19 protein-coding genes are annotated in these 17,361 nt (G+C 40.3%); 1 reads left to right on the forward strand and 18 read right to left on the reverse strand.

Annotation, left to right across the window (positions count from 1 at the left end; all coding sequences use genetic code 11):
- Positions 1-9 precede the first annotated feature (9 nt).
- The 7 genes from ACTSEZ_RS05810 to ACTSEZ_RS05840 all read right to left on the reverse strand — a co-directional run bounded on the left by ACTSEZ_RS05810 (position 10) and on the right by ACTSEZ_RS05840 (position 5,813).
- A complete protein-coding gene (locus ACTSEZ_RS05810; protein ID WP_369733235.1) occupies positions 10-1,209 on the reverse strand; it encodes a hypothetical protein in 1,200 nt (399 codons plus the stop codon).
- Positions 1,210-2,349: a HesA/MoeB/ThiF family protein gene (locus ACTSEZ_RS05815; RefSeq protein ID WP_369733236.1), complete on the reverse strand. Its 1,140-nt coding sequence runs from the start codon at positions 2,347-2,349 to the stop codon at positions 1,210-1,212.
- A 465-nt stretch (positions 2,350-2,814) separates the two neighbouring features.
- Positions 2,815-3,090, reverse strand: a complete 276-nt coding sequence (locus ACTSEZ_RS05820; protein WP_029281012.1) for a DUF1292 domain-containing protein — start codon at positions 3,088-3,090, stop codon at positions 2,815-2,817.
- A gap of 73 nt (positions 3,091-3,163) precedes the next feature.
- Positions 3,164-4,417, reverse strand: coding sequence for an MFS transporter (locus tag ACTSEZ_RS05825; RefSeq protein ID WP_369733237.1), 1,254 nt, complete (start codon positions 4,415-4,417; stop codon positions 3,164-3,166).
- A gap of 122 nt (positions 4,418-4,539) precedes the next feature.
- On the reverse strand, positions 4,540-4,914 hold the full coding sequence (locus tag ACTSEZ_RS05830; RefSeq protein WP_369733238.1) for a nucleotide excision repair endonuclease: 375 nt from the start codon (positions 4,912-4,914) through the stop codon (positions 4,540-4,542).
- Positions 4,915-4,992: 78 nt separating this feature from the next.
- Complete coding sequence (locus tag ACTSEZ_RS05835; RefSeq protein WP_369733239.1) at positions 4,993-5,310, reverse strand: hypothetical protein; 318 nt, start codon at positions 5,308-5,310, stop codon at positions 4,993-4,995.
- 47 nt (positions 5,311-5,357) lie between these two features.
- Positions 5,358-5,813, reverse strand: coding sequence for a cysteine dioxygenase (locus ACTSEZ_RS05840; protein WP_369733240.1), 456 nt, complete (start codon positions 5,811-5,813; stop codon positions 5,358-5,360).
- Between the two features lie 229 nt (positions 5,814-6,042).
- Here ACTSEZ_RS05840 and yxiS point away from each other — a divergent pair, with 229 nt between their 5' ends.
- Complete coding sequence (yxiS, locus tag ACTSEZ_RS05845; RefSeq protein WP_369733241.1) at positions 6,043-6,345, forward strand: protein YxiS; 303 nt, start codon at positions 6,043-6,045, stop codon at positions 6,343-6,345.
- A gap of 13 nt (positions 6,346-6,358) precedes the next feature.
- Here yxiS and ACTSEZ_RS05850 read toward each other — a convergent pair whose 3' ends face one another.
- From ACTSEZ_RS05850 to fdhF, 11 genes are all read right to left on the reverse strand, one after another.
- Positions 6,359-6,520, reverse strand: a complete 162-nt coding sequence (locus ACTSEZ_RS05850; RefSeq protein WP_369733242.1) for a hypothetical protein — start codon at positions 6,518-6,520, stop codon at positions 6,359-6,361.
- Between the two features lie 121 nt (positions 6,521-6,641).
- A complete protein-coding gene (locus ACTSEZ_RS05855; protein ID WP_369733243.1) occupies positions 6,642-7,709 on the reverse strand; it encodes a hypothetical protein in 1,068 nt (355 codons plus the stop codon).
- Between the two features lie 295 nt (positions 7,710-8,004).
- The gene (locus ACTSEZ_RS05860; RefSeq protein ID WP_369733244.1) at positions 8,005-9,384 is read right to left on the reverse strand and encodes a sensor histidine kinase; all 1,380 of its coding nucleotides are present in this window, start codon (positions 9,382-9,384) and stop codon (positions 8,005-8,007) included.
- Positions 9,381-10,061, reverse strand: a complete 681-nt coding sequence (locus tag ACTSEZ_RS05865; protein WP_369733245.1) for a response regulator transcription factor — start codon at positions 10,059-10,061, stop codon at positions 9,381-9,383. Before ACTSEZ_RS05865 ends, ACTSEZ_RS05860 begins: the two co-directional genes overlap by 4 nt.
- Positions 10,062-10,207: 146 nt before the next feature.
- Positions 10,208-10,894: an ABC transporter ATP-binding protein gene (locus tag ACTSEZ_RS05870; protein ID WP_369733246.1), complete on the reverse strand. Its 687-nt coding sequence runs from the start codon at positions 10,892-10,894 to the stop codon at positions 10,208-10,210.
- 1 nt (position 10,895) lies between these two features.
- The gene (locus ACTSEZ_RS05875; protein ID WP_369733247.1) at positions 10,896-11,930 is read right to left on the reverse strand and encodes an ABC transporter permease; all 1,035 of its coding nucleotides are present in this window, start codon (positions 11,928-11,930) and stop codon (positions 10,896-10,898) included.
- A gap of 147 nt (positions 11,931-12,077) precedes the next feature.
- Positions 12,078-12,677, reverse strand: coding sequence for a hypothetical protein (locus ACTSEZ_RS05880; RefSeq protein ID WP_369733248.1), 600 nt, complete (start codon positions 12,675-12,677; stop codon positions 12,078-12,080).
- A gap of 94 nt (positions 12,678-12,771) precedes the next feature.
- Positions 12,772-13,140, reverse strand: coding sequence for a replication termination protein (locus ACTSEZ_RS05885; RefSeq protein ID WP_029280996.1), 369 nt, complete (start codon positions 13,138-13,140; stop codon positions 12,772-12,774).
- Between the two features lie 338 nt (positions 13,141-13,478).
- Complete coding sequence (locus tag ACTSEZ_RS05890) at positions 13,479-13,625, reverse strand: hypothetical protein (RefSeq protein WP_369733249.1); 147 nt, start codon at positions 13,623-13,625, stop codon at positions 13,479-13,481.
- A 175-nt stretch (positions 13,626-13,800) separates the two neighbouring features.
- Positions 13,801-14,340 (reverse strand): helical membrane plugin domain-containing protein, encoded by a 540-nt coding sequence (locus ACTSEZ_RS05895; RefSeq protein ID WP_369733250.1) that lies wholly within the window; start codon positions 14,338-14,340, stop codon positions 13,801-13,803.
- On the reverse strand, positions 14,324-17,290 hold the full coding sequence (gene fdhF / locus ACTSEZ_RS05900; protein ID WP_369733251.1) for a formate dehydrogenase subunit alpha: 2,967 nt from the start codon (positions 17,288-17,290) through the stop codon (positions 14,324-14,326). The genes ACTSEZ_RS05895 and fdhF overlap by 17 nt, the downstream gene beginning before the upstream one ends.
- Positions 17,291-17,361 lie beyond the last annotated feature (71 nt).

The raw sequence follows: 17,361 nt of genomic DNA on the forward strand, positions 1-17,361 counted from the left end.
TTTGCATGTTTAAGTCGCTTCATTTGAGCTAATAGGTAGTGTACCCGTTTTGCTTCCTTTATATTTACTTATTGCACCAATGCCCCAAATCACAGCATTTACAGATAAGACAGCCAGTGTAATGATGCCGTCCCAGAATAGCCAGCTGTTTAAAGAATAGACGGAAAGCTGCACCATTGTCTGCTTCAGCAGCATGTAAAGCCCTGGCAGACTATATAAGAACAGTAGTCCTGCTGCAATGATGCCGCCAATAAGGTAACATGATGCAAAGCTTTTAACATAGGACATTTCTTTTTCGGATAATTCTTCTTTCAGGCTTTCGGCACAATCTTTTTTCCGCATATACCCCGTGATTATTTCTTTTGCATATCCATGGAGGCTTGGCATGTTATGCTTGTTCATGATCAGAAAATAAATATCTGTCCGCAGAAAAATTAAAAGCTGCCAGGCAAATCTCATCACAAGAAGCAGCGTAATCATTTTCAAAAGCTTCAAGGCAAATCCTGCAGCCGCCATCTGACCGGCTAATGATAAAAAAAGAAGAAAAGAATCAATAGCCATTCCTGCAGCATAGGGCAAATACCTTTTCTGCTTGGAAACTGACCAGAGCCCTGTCATATCTGCTTCGACCACAAGCCAGTAAAATCTCAGACTCAAATTAAATTTAACCGGTATACCAAGTCTTAAAGCAGCTAAATAATGGCCCAGTTCATGAAGAATGGTCAGCGGCCAGGAAATGAAAAATAATAACAAAAGACTTAGCCCTGTTGCTTCTGCAGCCCAAAAATCTTTGTAGTCAGGACGCAATTCAGGAATACCTGCAATCATACCAATACTGAGAAGAAAAAACAGGACATAACATACTTGACTGATCGGATGAAAAATGAAGGAAGCTGCAGCAGAAAGAGATCTGCTGACAGGTTTTTCATCAGGTGGAATTAAAAACTCTTTCCCGTCAATCGAATAGATCAACTCAAGCTCATGAAGAGTTTCGACAAAATCTAAAACATCCGCATCCATTTGTTCTTTTCTCAGCTGTTCAGAAATTTCGTTCAGCGTTCTGACACCGTCCAGCATATGAATGATGTGAACAGCTTCATACGGGACCCGGATAAATGTACCGCTGACTGGGTCTCCGACTGTAAATTCTTCTCCGTCTGCCTGAACAGAAAGTTTTGCCGTTACTTTAGAATCTAATGTTATATTCATTCAGACCCTGCTTTCTTTAGATAATTCCAGAATTATATTCAGGTCTGCAGGCTCATCTGAGTTCATATGGCCATTGCACGTCGGACAGCCAGATGCTTTTTTCCATAGAGTTTCGGATAATCGTTCAAATGATAGACTGCTGATTTCAAGAGACGAAGATTGATGCTCGGCCCTTTCATATCCCGCAATTTGTTTAGCCAGTTCATTTGTTACCAGACCAGTAATCATAGCGATATTAGGAGCAAAAGCTGTGTTTCTCTTTTGAAAAGAAGCTCCGTAAACGGCTTTCAGCTGGTGGATAAATTCTGGTGCATCCCGTAAACTGTTCAGCAAATAGCAATCAAAGCACCCGTTTTCTAAACCAGGAACATATTTTTGGAGAATAATACTCGTGTGTCCAATGCCTCCAAGAATGTAAGGCTTGCCTAATTTGACACAGGCAAAATTCACCCATCTTGTAGATAAAATGCTTGGCTGATCGATCCCGTTAATGACAATATCCGCTTCCTTTATTACCGGCAGCAGACTTTTTGCATCTTCAATTTTCACATTATGTACATCAACATCAATTTCACTGTTAATCTTTTTTAAGCGATTGCTTGAAGCCTCTGTTTTAAGTTTCCCAATGTCGTCCTCACAGTATAGAAACTGGCGGTTAAGGTTGCTGAGTTCAACCGAATCATAATCAAGCCCTATAATTCTGCCGGTTCCCATCCCTGCAAGTGCAGCTGCTGTTAAACTAAAGCCTCCGAGTCCAAGCAAGGCAACCGTTGTATGTTTTAAGGTCTCCTGGTAAGTGAATCTGCTTCTCTTCAAGGTTGAAAAATTGGAAAAGTAGTTGAGATTTGATCTGTACCTTTCCAGTTCATTTTCACTTAGACATGTGTGTTCGATTGCTGAAGCATCTTCAACAAGTCCATATTCATCCAGGTCATTCAGTATTTCAAGTAAATCTGCATGATCTATGTTCATTTCATTTGCCAGCTCAATTGTATTTCTTGTACCGTCCATCAGGTTCAGCAGGTGCTGGACACTTCCATCAAGATCCTCAAGTTCAAGATTGCCATCCTCTTTGCCGATCTGAACTTTGCCTTCAAATACGATGATTGGCGTATAAATGGTTTTTAAGACAGGTTTCATCTGTTTTTCAGCTCCCTTATACTAAAAAAGGCTTTAGGGACTCTGATGCTTGTCCTAAAGCCTTTTATTCATTACGCGTGATGGTTTACAAGAGCAACCAGCTTTTCAACTTTTTTGATTTTAATTTTCTTCATCCTGACAGCCTCCCCTGTTTTTATTTAATCCATATTTATGTAAATATTGAATTATAATGTAATAGTAAGAAATGGTGGAAATTATGTCAATATTTGAATTATTTTGTTTATTGTGACTTTTTACCTGTTTTGAAAGCTTAAGTCAAAACAAGAATAGAAAAAATGTTGGTAAATACCAATATCTTCTTGTTGGATAACTAGAATACCCCGAGAATTATTTATGTCAGTATAGTTATTTTTACAGGAAAAATGATTCTTTCTGCCTGCGCCATTCCGACCTTTTTTGCACAAAAAAACCGCCTACGCTCAAGCAGACGGCTTTGGGTATGTATTAGTTTGACTCTTCTTCTTCCATCATCTGGTCAAATGCTGACGAAACTTTGTCGAATTCTTCATCTGTTTCAATCGCAGAAAAATCGCCTTCTTCATCTACCTTTAAGAAGTAAATATCGATATCTTCATCTGTGTCTTCCTGAATTTCTTCCACAAACCCTACTGCAACGTATTCTGAACCTTCTACAGTCAGCACGCCAAGCACCTCTACCTCGTGCTCCTGGTTGTTCTCGTCGCTGATTGTAAAGATTTCTCCGATTTCAATTGGTTCCATGTTTTTGAACCCCTTTCAAGCATTCTTCTTGCATGCATTTTATTATACCATTTCTTTCTTGCAGAAATACAGCTCAGACAGCAGCTCTTTTTTGAACCACAGTTGTTTTTTCTTCCTTAAACACGATGTAAAAGTAAATGGCGCCAGCCAGGTATATGATGCCGGTCAGGCTGAAAACATTGGCATATCCCCAATAGGAGCCATATTCAGCGACAACATAAGCAGACACAGGACCCATCGCCGCCCAGCCGAATGAAAAAGCCATCTGGCTTAAAGAATTTGCGATTCCTTTCTGATGATCCGGCACTTTTCTCATCATGAGGGAGGTTTGAATCGGATTGCCTGCGTTCATCAGCGCCTGGCGGAAAAGGAATCCGATGACAGCAAGATAAATGTTTGTTGTAAAGCCTGTGATCAGCAAAAATGGCAGGGACAGCAGCTGCAGCAGGACAACCGCCTTTACTTCTCCCATTTTGCTGACAATGGCAGGTCCAATCAGCATCGCGACCGCTGTTGCGCCTTGACCGAGCGAAAGGATGATTCCGATGGCAGAAAAGGAAATGTCAAACCGGTCTGCAAAATACAGATTTAAGTACGGTATGACTAAACCTGACCCAATCCCGATGATGGCCTGTGCGCCAACAAAGAGGATGACCAGCTTCCACTTTTGATTGCCGTCCCCTGTTTCTTTTTGCTTTTTAGGACTCTGGCGATTTCTTTCTTCTTTCATAAGAATGACAGGAAAGAGTCCGGCCAGGTAAACAGCATTTCCAATCAGCAGGGTCAGTCTCAAGCTGTCTGTGGAATTTATACCCGCAAATGTAAAGAGGTCGGTCAGGACTCCGCCCGCAAGATTGCCGATGACGCTTGCTGCCATCATGACGGCAAAATGAAAACTGAAAAGCTTGCTTCTTTCTTTTTCAGTTGAATTTTCAGCGAGCCAAGGAATCATGGACACCTGAATGAAAGACATAAAAATACCGCTGCCAAAAGCGAATATAAGTAAGAGCAGCTCCCATTCCATAACAGACCTGCCTATCATCAGAACAGCAGAAAGAGCGGCCCCGACAGCCATCGTGTTTTTCCTTCCCTTTCGATCACTAAGAAAACCTGCAGGAACAAGAAAGAGTGTCTGAGCAAGTGCAGTCAGAGCAATGACGTTTCCATTGGTCTGTTCACTGTACCCAAGGTCTTTCAAATACAGGTTATAAAGGGTCATAAAAATACCCATTCCAATCTGAATGAGAATGTTAGCCATAATGGCCAATTTAACGTTTCTGCTGTAAGAGCCGTAGTCTGTTTTAAAACCCCGGAAATAAGTGACCATCAAGATATTTCGCCTCACTAAATAGTTGATCTTCTATTATCATAAGACAATCTCCTGAAATCGCCTATCTTTATTTTCTTAAAAATAAAAAAACATCCAGCTCCGCCGGATGTCTGTTTTCCTTATTTATAAAAAACCTTCTCAACATTATATTTCGCCTGAAGCTCATTGATCAGATACGTTTCGTAAATTTCGCGTTCCATTGGGCTTTCAACGATGCAAACAGCAATTTCGTGCACTTCATCGCGGTGATCTTTGATCGGAGAAACCTGATCCTCAAAATGCTTTTTAATGCGCTGTCTAAGCTTGCGTGCTTTTCCTACAAACAAAAGCTCATCATTAATATTAAAGAACATAAAAATTCCGCCTTTATCGCGGGGAATTCTGTTGTAATCTGTAAAGCCGTATTCGCTGCTAAGAGGAGCTTCTACAGGCTGTCCTTTTACGGGGTTTCTTGTCAGTACAACGTCTGATCTTGGTATATCGATTTTTATCATAAATTACACTTCCTATATTCTTGTTTTTAAAACAACTTATGTATTATCTCATATTGGCGCATAGGATTGCTACCGTTTTTAATAAATGATTTTACGGCCGTCAATCAGGTAAAAATGGCTGTCTTTTTCAGCAAACTGCACGTTTTCTCCTTTTTCAACCCGTTCAAAAACAGATGACGAAACGGCAAACACCTTCCCGGTTGATAACCTTATCATATACACAGCCTTTTTTTGAACGTTTATTCCAGTTTCTGTAATTGAATCTTCCCGGATTTTTTCCATGATTTCTCCACTGAGCGTGTTAACCGTTAATTCTTTTTCTATAAAGCCTGTCCAAGCAGCATACAGGAAGAATCCGGTTAGAAAAAGAACAGCTGTATGGAAGAAAACTCTCATGTTTAATCACCTCTTTATAGTTATACCCAAAATGAAACGCTGCAGACTCAGTCTGCAGCGCTCTTAAGCTTTATTTCTTTCACTTGTTGCCTGAGGTCATCCGGCCACCATGCTCCGCAGTCATCCGAAACCACACAGGCTGCGCACTTCTCTAAATCGTACACTTTCATGCCCGTGATAGGCGGTGCGTACAGATGAAGGGTAATCAATCCGGTATTGCCGGCCTCAGCCATTTTGTGTATGCCGAATTTTGGTGCAAAAAAAGTCTTTCCTTCTCTTTTTAGTTCTGTGAAGAGTTCATAAGGAAGTGCTTCGCCTTTTACCTTATACACTGTATTTTTGGACACACCGCTTATGACCTGTATCCACCCGAATGAATGCCCGTGGTCATGAGGAGCACACTCAAGGTCAGACCAGTTCATAACAAGCAGTTCAAGCTGTTCATTTTTATAAAGAAGTTTTCTGTAATAGGGTTTGCTCCTGTCGTCTTTTATGAGAGGCATCAGCTCCTCTTTGTGAATGTTTAATTGAATCAGAGCATTATAAAGCTCTTCCTCTGTAGCTGTTTTTACGCCATCCAGGATAAAGGTGATTCTTTCTGACAGATTCAGGCGGCATTCCTCCCTCTTTTGAGCCTTATTACATTCCTATGCTATGAAAACTTATCCTTATGAGGCTTCTGCATGTGATATGATGAGGGATGGAGAATATTTAACAGTTAGGAGCATGAATGTGAATTCGAAAGAAACGCAAGAACAAATCATCCGCAACTATCAGCGGGATGAGCAAATGATGGTCCTTGTCTTTGCCCAGTGGTGCGTAAACAATGATCTGGATCCTGCAGAGCTGTATGCGCGTGCATACCCTGACCAACTTGAAAATGCCGAATTAAAACAGGCAATCGAGCTCACTGTCCCGAAAGAGGAAGCAGGAGAAATACCTGATCATACCCTGCTTGGCGTCCTGTCACTGTTCGGAAATGATGACTTGGCATTTATCGTGACAGAAGAAATCTCAAAAAGAAAAAAAGGATAAAAAAAGATCCCGATTATTTCATCAGGGATCTGAACGTTTCATCAGTTTGTTTTTTTAGTTCAGACTGCAGTTTTTTCCATTGAAGAAAGACTCTGAATTCATCCTTTGTTTTATCTGAACGTGAGGCAGTCATGACGAGCTCTCTTACTTCCTGTTCTGTATGTTGTTTGCCCATATTATGACCCTCCTGAAGCATGTTTTTAAATAATTCGTTTTAAAGAACGGTTTTATGGGCGACTGCTTTCCATTTCAATAGCCAAAAAACCTGGAGCTGTTAAAGGGCTCCAGGTTTTTTCTTATCCAGTCATTTCAGAAACGATGATGCTGCAGACCCTATCGAATTGTCCTTCAGCCGCACAGCCCTTTCCTCTCTCAAGCTCCTCAAGCAGACTTTTAGCTTTAGAAAGATAGGATATTCCATCTTTCATTTTCTCTTTATAGGCTTGAGTCGTTCGGTCAATTTCAGCAGAAAAGGCCTCATCCGTTCCTGGTGCAATGCACAAATCATACATATCGACTATGTCATCCGACTCTTTTTCCGGTTCATATTCATGCGGGGCCGTACTGTCAAAAATCGCAAGTCCAAGCTCGCGCAAAATGACCATATCAAGACTGTTCGGGTCAAAACCGCAGTGATAAATTTCCACGTCAAATCCTTTGTTTGCACCTTCAGCGGCAATCTTTTTCAGCATCGTTGATTTTCCGGATCCTGCTCTGCCTTTTATAAAATAGCGCTTATCTATGTCTGCTGTCAGATTTGGGATAAAATCTGCAGCTCCATCCGGGGTGGCTGCTCCCAAAAAACGGTGTTTGACCACTGCGGTTTTACCTGCAGTCTGTTCTCCGTAAAAGGTTTGAATCAAACGCTGTGCCAATTGATCTGCTTCTGAAAAGTCCATTTGTGAAATATATATATCCTCGATATCATCATGAGCTTTCAGGGAGGCAGCAAAAGCTGCATATGCCTTTTCATATTCAGCTGCCACTCTTGCTGTAAGTCCGCCTTTGCGATCTGCAGACAGCAATTGGCTGTTTTCAGTCTCCATAACAATCACCTGGATGGCATCGGCAGAAACAAATTTCCTGATTTCTGACACGTCGCAATCTAAAAGAGCAATTCCCTTATTTGTTATAAGCAGCCCTTCCAGCCAATCCGGATGAAATGGACAGTGGAGGATATCGAGTGATTCCCCGTTCGCTGTCAGAGTTTCACTGACAGACTGCATACATAAAGACCTTGCCCTTCTTGACCCGCCTTCTAATAAGAACACCTGGTTTATGCCCTCCAGTACGGATTCGTACAGACTGTAGTAGCCCTTCGCTGTATTGCCGCAGGGGAAGTAATGAAGCGGTTTTCTGCTCATCCAATCATCCTCTCACCTTTTCTGTTAACATATGTAACAGATACGGATGGGTGAACGCCTAAAAACAAAAGTTGAAGCGCCTTGCTCAGATCCGATGGGCAGAAAAAATCTGGCAGAAAAGTTCACGTCCCGCTTTTTGGCCGTGTTCTGCCAGAAGATCCAGGCTTAAAGGATTATGGATAGTAATCAACAAATATCCATAAATTCTTTTTTATATGTTTAATAAATTCAATCTTCTTTTGTAGACAAACGGATTTATTTAAATGGTTTATGCAGGATATAAATGAAGATCATACTAACTTAAAGGTAATTCAACAGCAAAGATCGTTCCTTCATTTTCCATACTCTTCACATGAATCAGTCCACCATGCAGTTTAACAATAGCCGCAACAATGGATAGTCCCAATCCTGTTCCCTCAACTGAATGCGTCCGTGCGGTATCTGCTCGGTAAAAACGATCAAAAATTTTTTCTTTCTCTTCATCATTCAACCCGATCCCCGTATCTTCAAAGGTGACCAATACAGATTTTTCTTTCTCTTCAATCAATATTTCAATACTGCCATTTGATTTATTGTATTTGATGGCATTGGTTAACAGATTATCCCAAACCGTATTAAGTAAAGAAGGGTCCCCGACGATTTCCACATTTGGTAATGTAAAACCGAGCGTAATACCTTTTTCACCCATTTGCCACTGATAGCTTCTCACCAGTTCCTTCATTTGCTCCCCAACATTAAATGGCTTTCTTTTCATGATATCTTCATCACGGTCTAACGAAGCAAGAAGTAATAATTGTTTCGTTAATGTAGAGAGCCTTTTAATTTCTCCATTGATGATAGAAATGTAATGGCTTTTTTCTTCTGGACTTATTGATTCACTTTCCAATAGGTTTGTATACCCTTTTATATTGGATAGCGGTGACTGTATATCATGAGAAATATTCGAAATGAACTCTTTTCTCATATCATCCATTTGTTCCAGTTTACGTGCCATTCGTAAAAAACTGCGTGAAAGCTCTCCTAACTCATCATGGCGAGTAATATCAAGTTCAACATTAAAATACCCATTAGACAGTGACTTTGTAGCTGTTGTAAGTTTTGAGATTGGATTCACTAAATATTTTGCAGTAAAAAGAACCATAACGATACTGATAATAATCATTAATGCCAACAGCCACGCAAATAAAAAATGCATCTCGTTAAAAAGGAGTTTAATATCCGGTCTAAGGAAAAGAGCATACTTTTCCTTATTATGTGCTAACGGAACACCAATCGTATTCTTCAATTCGTTTGCAAAAAAACCAGTGACGAATGTTTCCTGAGGAAAATTTAGAATGCCATGAAAAATATCACCGTTTAATACTTGTTCTTTAGCGGAATTAGACAGAGTATTTTCCCGAAATGGTGCACCAAAATAAGATTCATTTCCAGAATTGTCAACCAAGAAAATTTGATACCCAGTCGAAGAGATATTATTCAAATAATCTTTAAGATTTATTTCGGGATGGTTCTCGGCGAATTCAGCAATATCTAATGCGATTTTTGTATTTTTTTGATCATTGTAAGGTTTTAATTTTTGCTGATAATACGTATTGGAGATTAAAAAAGCAAAGATCCCGCTAAAAATCATAATTCCAATAGTAATGACAACAAACTTCACATATAGAGATTTCATCTGCGATTTGCCTCCAGCGCATATCCAACTCCACGCACTGTCTTAATTTGAAAATCATCCGTCAATTTTGAAAAACGTTCCCTTAACCTTTTCACATGAACATCAACAGTTCGTTCATCCCCTTCATAATCCAAACCCCAAATATGTTCTATTAGATGATCACGTGAAAATACTTGCATAGGATTCAAAGCCAGAAAATACAGTAGTTCGAATTCCTTTAAGGGTAAAAGAATCGTTCGATCCCCAATCTGAACTTCATAGTTTTTTTTATTTATCGTTGTATTTCCTAAGCGAATGATAAATTCATCTGAGTGTTTATCATATCGTCGCAATAAAGCTTCAATTCTAAAGTGTAATTCTTTTGGTTCAAATGGCTTGACCAGATAATCATCCGTCCCTGATTTAAATCCTTCTTCTTTATCCTCAATTTGATTCTTGGCTGTTAAAAGAATCACTGGCAGATCATAATCCCTTCGAATCTCCCTTGTTAATGCATAACCATCCATAAAAGGCATCATCACGTCCACTACTGCTAAATCACATGTTTCTCTATTAAGAACTCCTAACGCTTCAGTACCGTCTTTTGCTTGAAATACTTTATATCCAGCTTCGGATAAGTGGATATTTACCAGCTGTAAAATATTGATATCGTCATCTACAATTAGAATGGTTGTCATTTTGTATTCCCCTATTTTTAATTTAATTAAAATATTTGCTTTTACCATTAAATGTACATTTAGTAAATTATAACAAAGAAACAGCCCCGTAGAATTATGCAGGCTGTTCATTTACATTTTACTTAAATTAATGTGTTCTCCAGCTTTCAATTTCCGTTTTGCAAAACCATTCCATCACTCATTTTGATGACATGGTCAACGCAGGAAAGCATTTCTTCATCATGGGTAACCATTAATGTAGTAATATTTAATGTTTTAGTTAAATCTCGAATTAACGACATAACATCTTTAGACCTTTTCGAATCTAGACTTGCAGTTGGTTCATCTGCGAAGAGAATTTTAGGTTTATGGATGATTGCACGAGCGATTGCAACTCGCTGTTTCTCCCCACCCGATAATGAAGATGGATAAGCAGTTTTCCGATGATCCATTTCAACTAGTTTCAGGATCCTATTAACTTCTCTTTTTTGTTCATGTTTCCTTAATTTTGATTCAGAAACCTCCAGCATTAGCATGAGTTGTTCTTCAACTGTGAGAAAAGGAACAAGATGAGCAAACTGAAAGACAAAACCAAATTTGCTTGCCCGTATTTTTCGAACCTGTTCAGAACTCATGGCAGTCATATTCTTACCATCAAATATAACGTGCCCATTTGATGCAGGCTGCAGTCCTGCAGCTATTGTAAGGAGTGTACTTTTACCAGAGCCCGAGGCACCCACTAATGCTGTTACCTCTCCTTCTTTAAGAGACAGGTTAATTCCTTTTAGTATTTCTTCCTCTACTTCACCGTTAGTAAATGTTTTTCTTACTTCATCAAGTGTTAATATTGTCATATTAAGCCTCTCCTTGCTGTATTGCTTGTAAAGGTTCGATTTTTTGGATTTGTATACCTGAGAGTGTAGCTCCAATAAAACCGATCATTAGGAAAATGACAGATAATTGTGCTGTTGCTTCAAAGGTTAAATGGAAAGGCATTCCTTCAGGTGCAGCCATATTAAAAACTTGGCTGAGTGTAATAGACAAAGTAAGTGCAATGATTGTAATAAAAAGCATTTGTGTCCACATCATTTTAAAAAGCTTGATGGTTTTTATACCAATTGCTTTTAAAATACCGTATAAACCAATTTTTTGAACGTTCATCATATAGAAAAAGATAGCAAACAACATTCCGCTAATGACAACCAAAAACCAAACAATCATATTTAAAGACATCTGTTCTGCATTATAACTTGGAATTGTATGGAGGAAATCTTTGGTTGAAAATGATTGTAAGCCAGTAACTTCTTGTGAAGAATCTCCTCCTGGCATAAAAATCAATTGCATTTCCATCACTCGATACATTTCCTGATAATTCTTCATACTTATATAAGCAACAGGGGTATGGCTATATTTCTTTTGATCAACAAAACCCTTTACGATAAACTCACCACTAAATTGATTACTAGTTAAGGCATCTCCAACTTTTATACCTTTATTCTTCAATGAGCTATCTAAAATTATTTCTCCATCTTTAACATTACTAAATAACTTTGAATCAGTGGATGTAACAAAGGCGACGCTTTGCTGTTTATCATCCATGTCATTTAGAAAACCCATTTGAATAGAAAATGCCACAGCATCTTTTTGTTTGTTCAGTATTTCTTTTTGTATATCACTGTCTATTTTTGATAGGTTATAAGTTTCTTCTGCGTCTTTATTCATATAAAAATGCCCTTTTGGCAAATCTTTAATGAGGGAAGCATTGTCTTGCGATAATCCATTTGCTAAACCAGATATGATAAATGTTAATAAACTAACGAGAAAAACAATTGAACCTAAAATCAAAAATCTTATTTTATTTTTCTTGATTTCTTTCCAAGCAATATTCATCTTTTATTTCCTCCCATCTCTTCTTGACATTCATAGTTTATAAATCGAATATGAACGGAAGATGAACAGTAAATGACATTTGAACTGAAATTTATTGAACAATGAAAAGAAAAAACCTGCATGGCTGCAGGTTTTAACAAAGTGTATCTATTCAGTTTTTTCTAATGCTTCTGCAAGCTGAAAAAGAAAGCTGTAAAGCTTTTCAAAAATTTCCTCAAGCGCATCTTCTTCGCTGAAGTCCGCGAGCAAGCTGCAGTCAAAATTTACATCCCACATTCCGTCCTTATCATTGAAAAGAACCTCGAATTCTTCAGGATTACCCCCGGCCTTTTGCAAGAAGTATTCTTTTAGCGCTGTTCCTTTTGCCTTTTTATATTTTAAACCAAGCAGGAACTTATAGGTTGAAAACACGTCATCATGCTCAAAAGAAATGTTTTCTGCCCCGACATAGTCAAACCAGTCAGATTCAATATAGATGAATTCCGATTTGTTCACTCTTACATATGAACCTTTTTCCTTAAGGAAGGATTCAGGGTTCTCAGCAGAGATCAGCTCCTCTGTTTCCTTGTTAACGCGCTCAAGGTACGCTTCTGCAAAACGGGGAAGATCAGGTTCCTCAAGTTTCACGTACTCTGGCAGAAAACCGTTCTTTTTTGCATACATTTTTTCGGTGGTATAGATTCCAATCGCATCCGGTTTTTCATCAATCAGATGCTGGATATACGTTTTCATTTTACTTTGCAGCATAGTTCATATCCTCCATTACTTCCAATTCACTTCTTATCATAACCCAACAGCAGACAAGATGAAACAAAGAGAGAATCCTCTCGCGGATTCTCTCTTATGTGTAATTATCCTGAAGCGCTTTTCCGAGCAGTTTTTGGCATCTGTCAAGCTCTGTTTTCAGCTGCTTTTTATATAGCTTTGCTTTTTCGTAATCCTCGAATTGATAATACACAACCTCCTGAAGCTTCATCCCCTCTTTTTTCCGCTTGACCTGTTTAAGAATGCCGTCCTCGATCAGTTCGTGCAGGGACTTGTAAACCTCTGAATGATTTGGCCTGTATCCGTAAATTCTGAACTCATCGCGCAGAACATCAAGAAGCTTCAGGCCGTAGAGTCTGTCCTGCTCTGTCATTCGAATCATATAAAGCTTTAAAAAGGCTCTTTGCTTCAGCAAAAACCCGCTGGCACTTCTCTTCTCGCCCATTGAAGACATCTCCTTTTACAGTTTTACATGTTCTAACTATTCAATGTTTTATAAGAAATTCCTGCAACTTAAGGGAAAATAAGACTTTTTACCCTTTTAACCATATGGGCGAGATTATAATGATGGGCTAGACTGAAATTTGGAGACGTGTTTATATTTATCATTGATTATTTGGAACATAGTTTTAGAAGAACGCATCTCCCGGTATTCTTTTGCTGATAGCTTTTTTGTCTTTTTGGTTCCTTTATTTAAACCCTTATTGATTATTTAGAACATGGTTCAATTAGTAAGGGTTTTTAAAAGAAAAGGACTTGATTGAATGATCAAGTCCTTGCTGTCTATTCATTTTTTTCAATAAAGTATGGATTAAATCCAAGATTTTTTCTCATTTCATCGGTAATTTGCAGATCTTCTGCAGCACCTGCAGCTCCATTTTCATTTTCTGCCTGGATGCTTCCATCGTAATGCATTGGTTTTTGATCCATATGGATGACCACTCCTGCCTTTTTTTGTATAAATTATACCATTTTCATCCAAAAATATCCTTATTAATAAGAAAAATTTCCTGTGAAGAATGTGGCATTATATCTTTGTTAGAATGCCCAGAGCCGGCTTTCTCAATCAAAAAAGACAGGAAAAACCCTCCTGTCTCAAATACCTTTATTCCAATGTCTGATCTTTATACCGTGCCTGATCCTCTTTGCTCCTGGTCCCTTTCTCTACATGCTGCGTTTCTTCCCCCATTCCCTTTAAAAAGGTAAGGAGCAGGGTAACTGCCCGGTTCACTTCAGGGTCTTTGAGAGATTTCGCGAGATCGAAATAGCCCGTTTTTTCGTTCGTTTCTTTGTTTACAGCCACTCTTGCAATTCCGGAGTTCACTTTCATTAAGAACGGCTCAAGCTGTTTGACGTTAATCATGCCCAAAACACCAGTCATCAGAAGCAGATTTTTTATGGTATTGGCTGTTTCTTTGTTGTCAGCGGTTTTTACAAGTATGTCCAGGATTTTGTCCCCCTGGCCAAAAAGTCCTTTCATGAGCGAGAGAATGCCCTTATCCTGCATATGATCAAGGATTTCAAGTGTGTCCTTGATCACTTCTTTATGAGTGATCAAGGCATCTTCGATTTCTCTTAAATCCCGGCTTCTTTTTACTTCGTCCGATATTTCCTGCCGGACAATGGTCTTAGTCGCTTTTGCCACTGCTTTTCCCCTCCTTTTGAACAAGATCTCCCGGAAACACGTAATCTTTTCGTTTCCACTTTCGTTCAACTTCAACGCCTCTTTGCGGATTTGGATGGCCAAAACGGAAGTTTGTCCGCGGCAGAGGATTCACTCCTTCTGTCTCAAGAACTTCAAGCTTGGCCTTCACTTCTTTATAGGCAGGGGTATCTGTATCTTTATCGGCATAGCTGCTCGTAATCAGATTGATCGCCGCCTCCCCGGAGTCATTCATCGGCAAGTAAACTTCTTTCCCCTTCACCCTTTCTGTTACGATGCACTGCACTTTCACCTTTCCATACGGTGAAATGAGTCTTACAAGAGAGCCGTCTTTTATTCCCCGCTCCAAAGCGAGCTCTGGTGAAACTTCAAGGAAGGTCCGCGGTGTTTTGGATGTAATCCCTTCGGATTTGTATGTCATATTGCCTTCATGGAAATGTTCCAGCAGACGGCCGTTGTTTACATGGATGTCAAATTCTTCGTCAAATTCAACCGGTCTTGTCCATTCCACCGGATGAAGGCGCGCCTTGCCGTCCGGAAAAGGAAACTCATCCAAAAAGAGGACGGGTGTATCTGTACCGTCCGGCTTTACCGGCCAGACAAGACTGCTGTAGCCTTCAAGACGTTCGTAAGTGACTCCTGCAAAAAGAGGAGCAAGCTGTGCTGCTTCTGCCATAATGTCTGAAGGGTGATCATAGGTCCAGCCTGCGCCAAGCTGATTGGCAATATCCATAATGATCTTCCAGTCAGGTTTGGAATCTCCAAGAGGTTCCAGCACTTCGTAGAGTCTTTGAACTCTCCGTTCTGTGTTTGTGAAGGTCCCTTCTTTTTCAAGACTAGGACTTGCCGGCAGGACAACATCTGCAAATTCGGCTGTTTTTGAAAGAAATAAATCCTGTACAACAAAAAAGTCGAGCTTTTCATAAGCGGCATGAACATCGTTCATATTAGAGTCCACTACACCCATTTCTTCCCCTTTTAAATACATCGCTTTTACACTGCCGTCATGAATGCCGGCAACCATTTCATGATTGTTGAGGCCTGGCTCGGCAGGAAGTTTCACTCTCCAGGCTCTCTCGTACTTTTCTCTGACAGTATCGTCCGTTATTTTTTCGTAGGACGGCAGCCGGTCAGGCATGCTGCCGAAGTCGCTTGCCCCCTGGACATTGTTATGGCCTCTCAGCGGATACGCGCCGGTATGAGGTCTGCCATAATTGCCCGTTACAAGAAGCAGATTTGAAATGGCCGTGCTTGTATCACTTCCGCCTGAGTGCTGCGTCACGCCCATGGCCCAGAGGACAACCGTGCTTTCCGCTTCGTGAATCATTTTTGCGATTCGAATCATCTGCTCTTTTGGAATTCCTGAAAGCTTTTCTGCTTCATCAAGCGTGAATTTCTTGATGCTTGAGAGGTAGTCTTCAAATCCATTGACTCTATTTTTAAGAAACTGGCGGTCTTCCCATCCCTGTTCAATCATGTAATTTGTTACAGCTGAAAGCCACACAAGATCCGTTCCCGAAGCAGGCTGGATAAACAGATCAGACCGCTCTGCCATTTCATGCTTTCTGAGATCCGCCACGATCAGCTTTTGGCTGTTAAGCTTGTTGGCACGCTTAACCCTCGTTGATAACACGGGATGAGATTCAGACGTGTTTGAGCCGATGATCAGGACCAGTTCTGCCGCTTCTATGTCTTTGATCGTCCCAGAGTCGCCGCCGTACCCGACTGTGCGGAAAAGTCCCATTGTGGCCGGAGTCTGACAGTACCTGGAACAGTTATCAATGTTATTCGTCCCGATGACCGCTCTTGCAAGCTTTTGCATCAGATACGATTCTTCATTCGTACATTTGGAAGAGCTGATGAAGCTCAGAGCATCCGGACCGTACTCACTTTTAATTTCAGTGAATTTTTTTGCAATCAGGGACAGAGCTTCTTCCCATTCTGCTTCTCTGAAGTGGTTTCCTTCTCGGATCAAGGGTTTTGTCAGCCTTTCTTCACTGTTTACAAAATCCCAGCCGAACTTTCCTTTGATGCATGTGGAGATTCCGTTTGCAGGAGCATCCGGATGGGGTTCCACTTTAAGGATCTTGCGGTCTTTTGTCCAAATGTCAAAGCTGCATCCGACTCCGCAATAGGTGCAAACCGTTTTTGTTTTCTTGATGTTCTCATCCCTCATAGCAGATTCCATATCCGAAATGGCGAGAATAGAGCCGTAGCCGGTTTCCACATTTTTCGTCAGTTCAATCATGGGACGGAGCGTCTGTTTGCTGATTCCAGTCAGATAACCAGCTTCCCCAAGCATCCCTTTTTCCATCATGGCATTGCAAGGACACACAGTTGAGCAGTGGCCGCAGGAGACGCATGAAGATTCATTAATGGGAACACCGTTGTCCCAAATGACACGGGGCTTCTCTCGCTCCCAGTCAATGGAAAGCGTTTCTGTTACTTGAACGTTCTGGCACGCTTCCACACATCTTCCACACAGAATGCACTGATCAGGATCATATCTGTAAAATGGATTGGACATATCTTCTTTGTAAGGTTTCTGAGTAAAAGGAATGCTCTGATGATTGATTTTCATCGCTTTTACCGTATTATGTATATCGCATCCGCCGTTGTTGTAGTCGCAAACCGTGCAGTACAATTCATGATTTTGCAGGATTCTGTCCATCGCGATGAGCTGTGCCTCTTTCACCTCGGGAGATTCTGTATCCAGTACATCTCCAGGATGTATCTCAGTTGAACAGGCTCTTCTAAATTCACCGTTCACTTTAATAAGGCATGTGTCGCACGTCTCAATCGGCCCAAGACTCTCGTGGTAGCAAACGGAAGGAACGTCTGTCCCGTGACTTTTTAACAGCTGAAGTGCTGATTGATTTTCATCAGCATAAACCGTCCGCTTATTCACTTGAATAAACTGTTTTTCAGACAAAAGAACCTCTCCTTTCAAAGAAACCTCTCTCTGTATTTCTTTTTCCATCGTTTGAATTCCTTTTCGGAAAT

It is taken from the genome of Metabacillus mesotrionivorans, from assembly GCF_052171315.1.
Lineage (GTDB): Bacteria > Bacillota > Bacilli > Bacillales > Bacillaceae > Bacillus_P.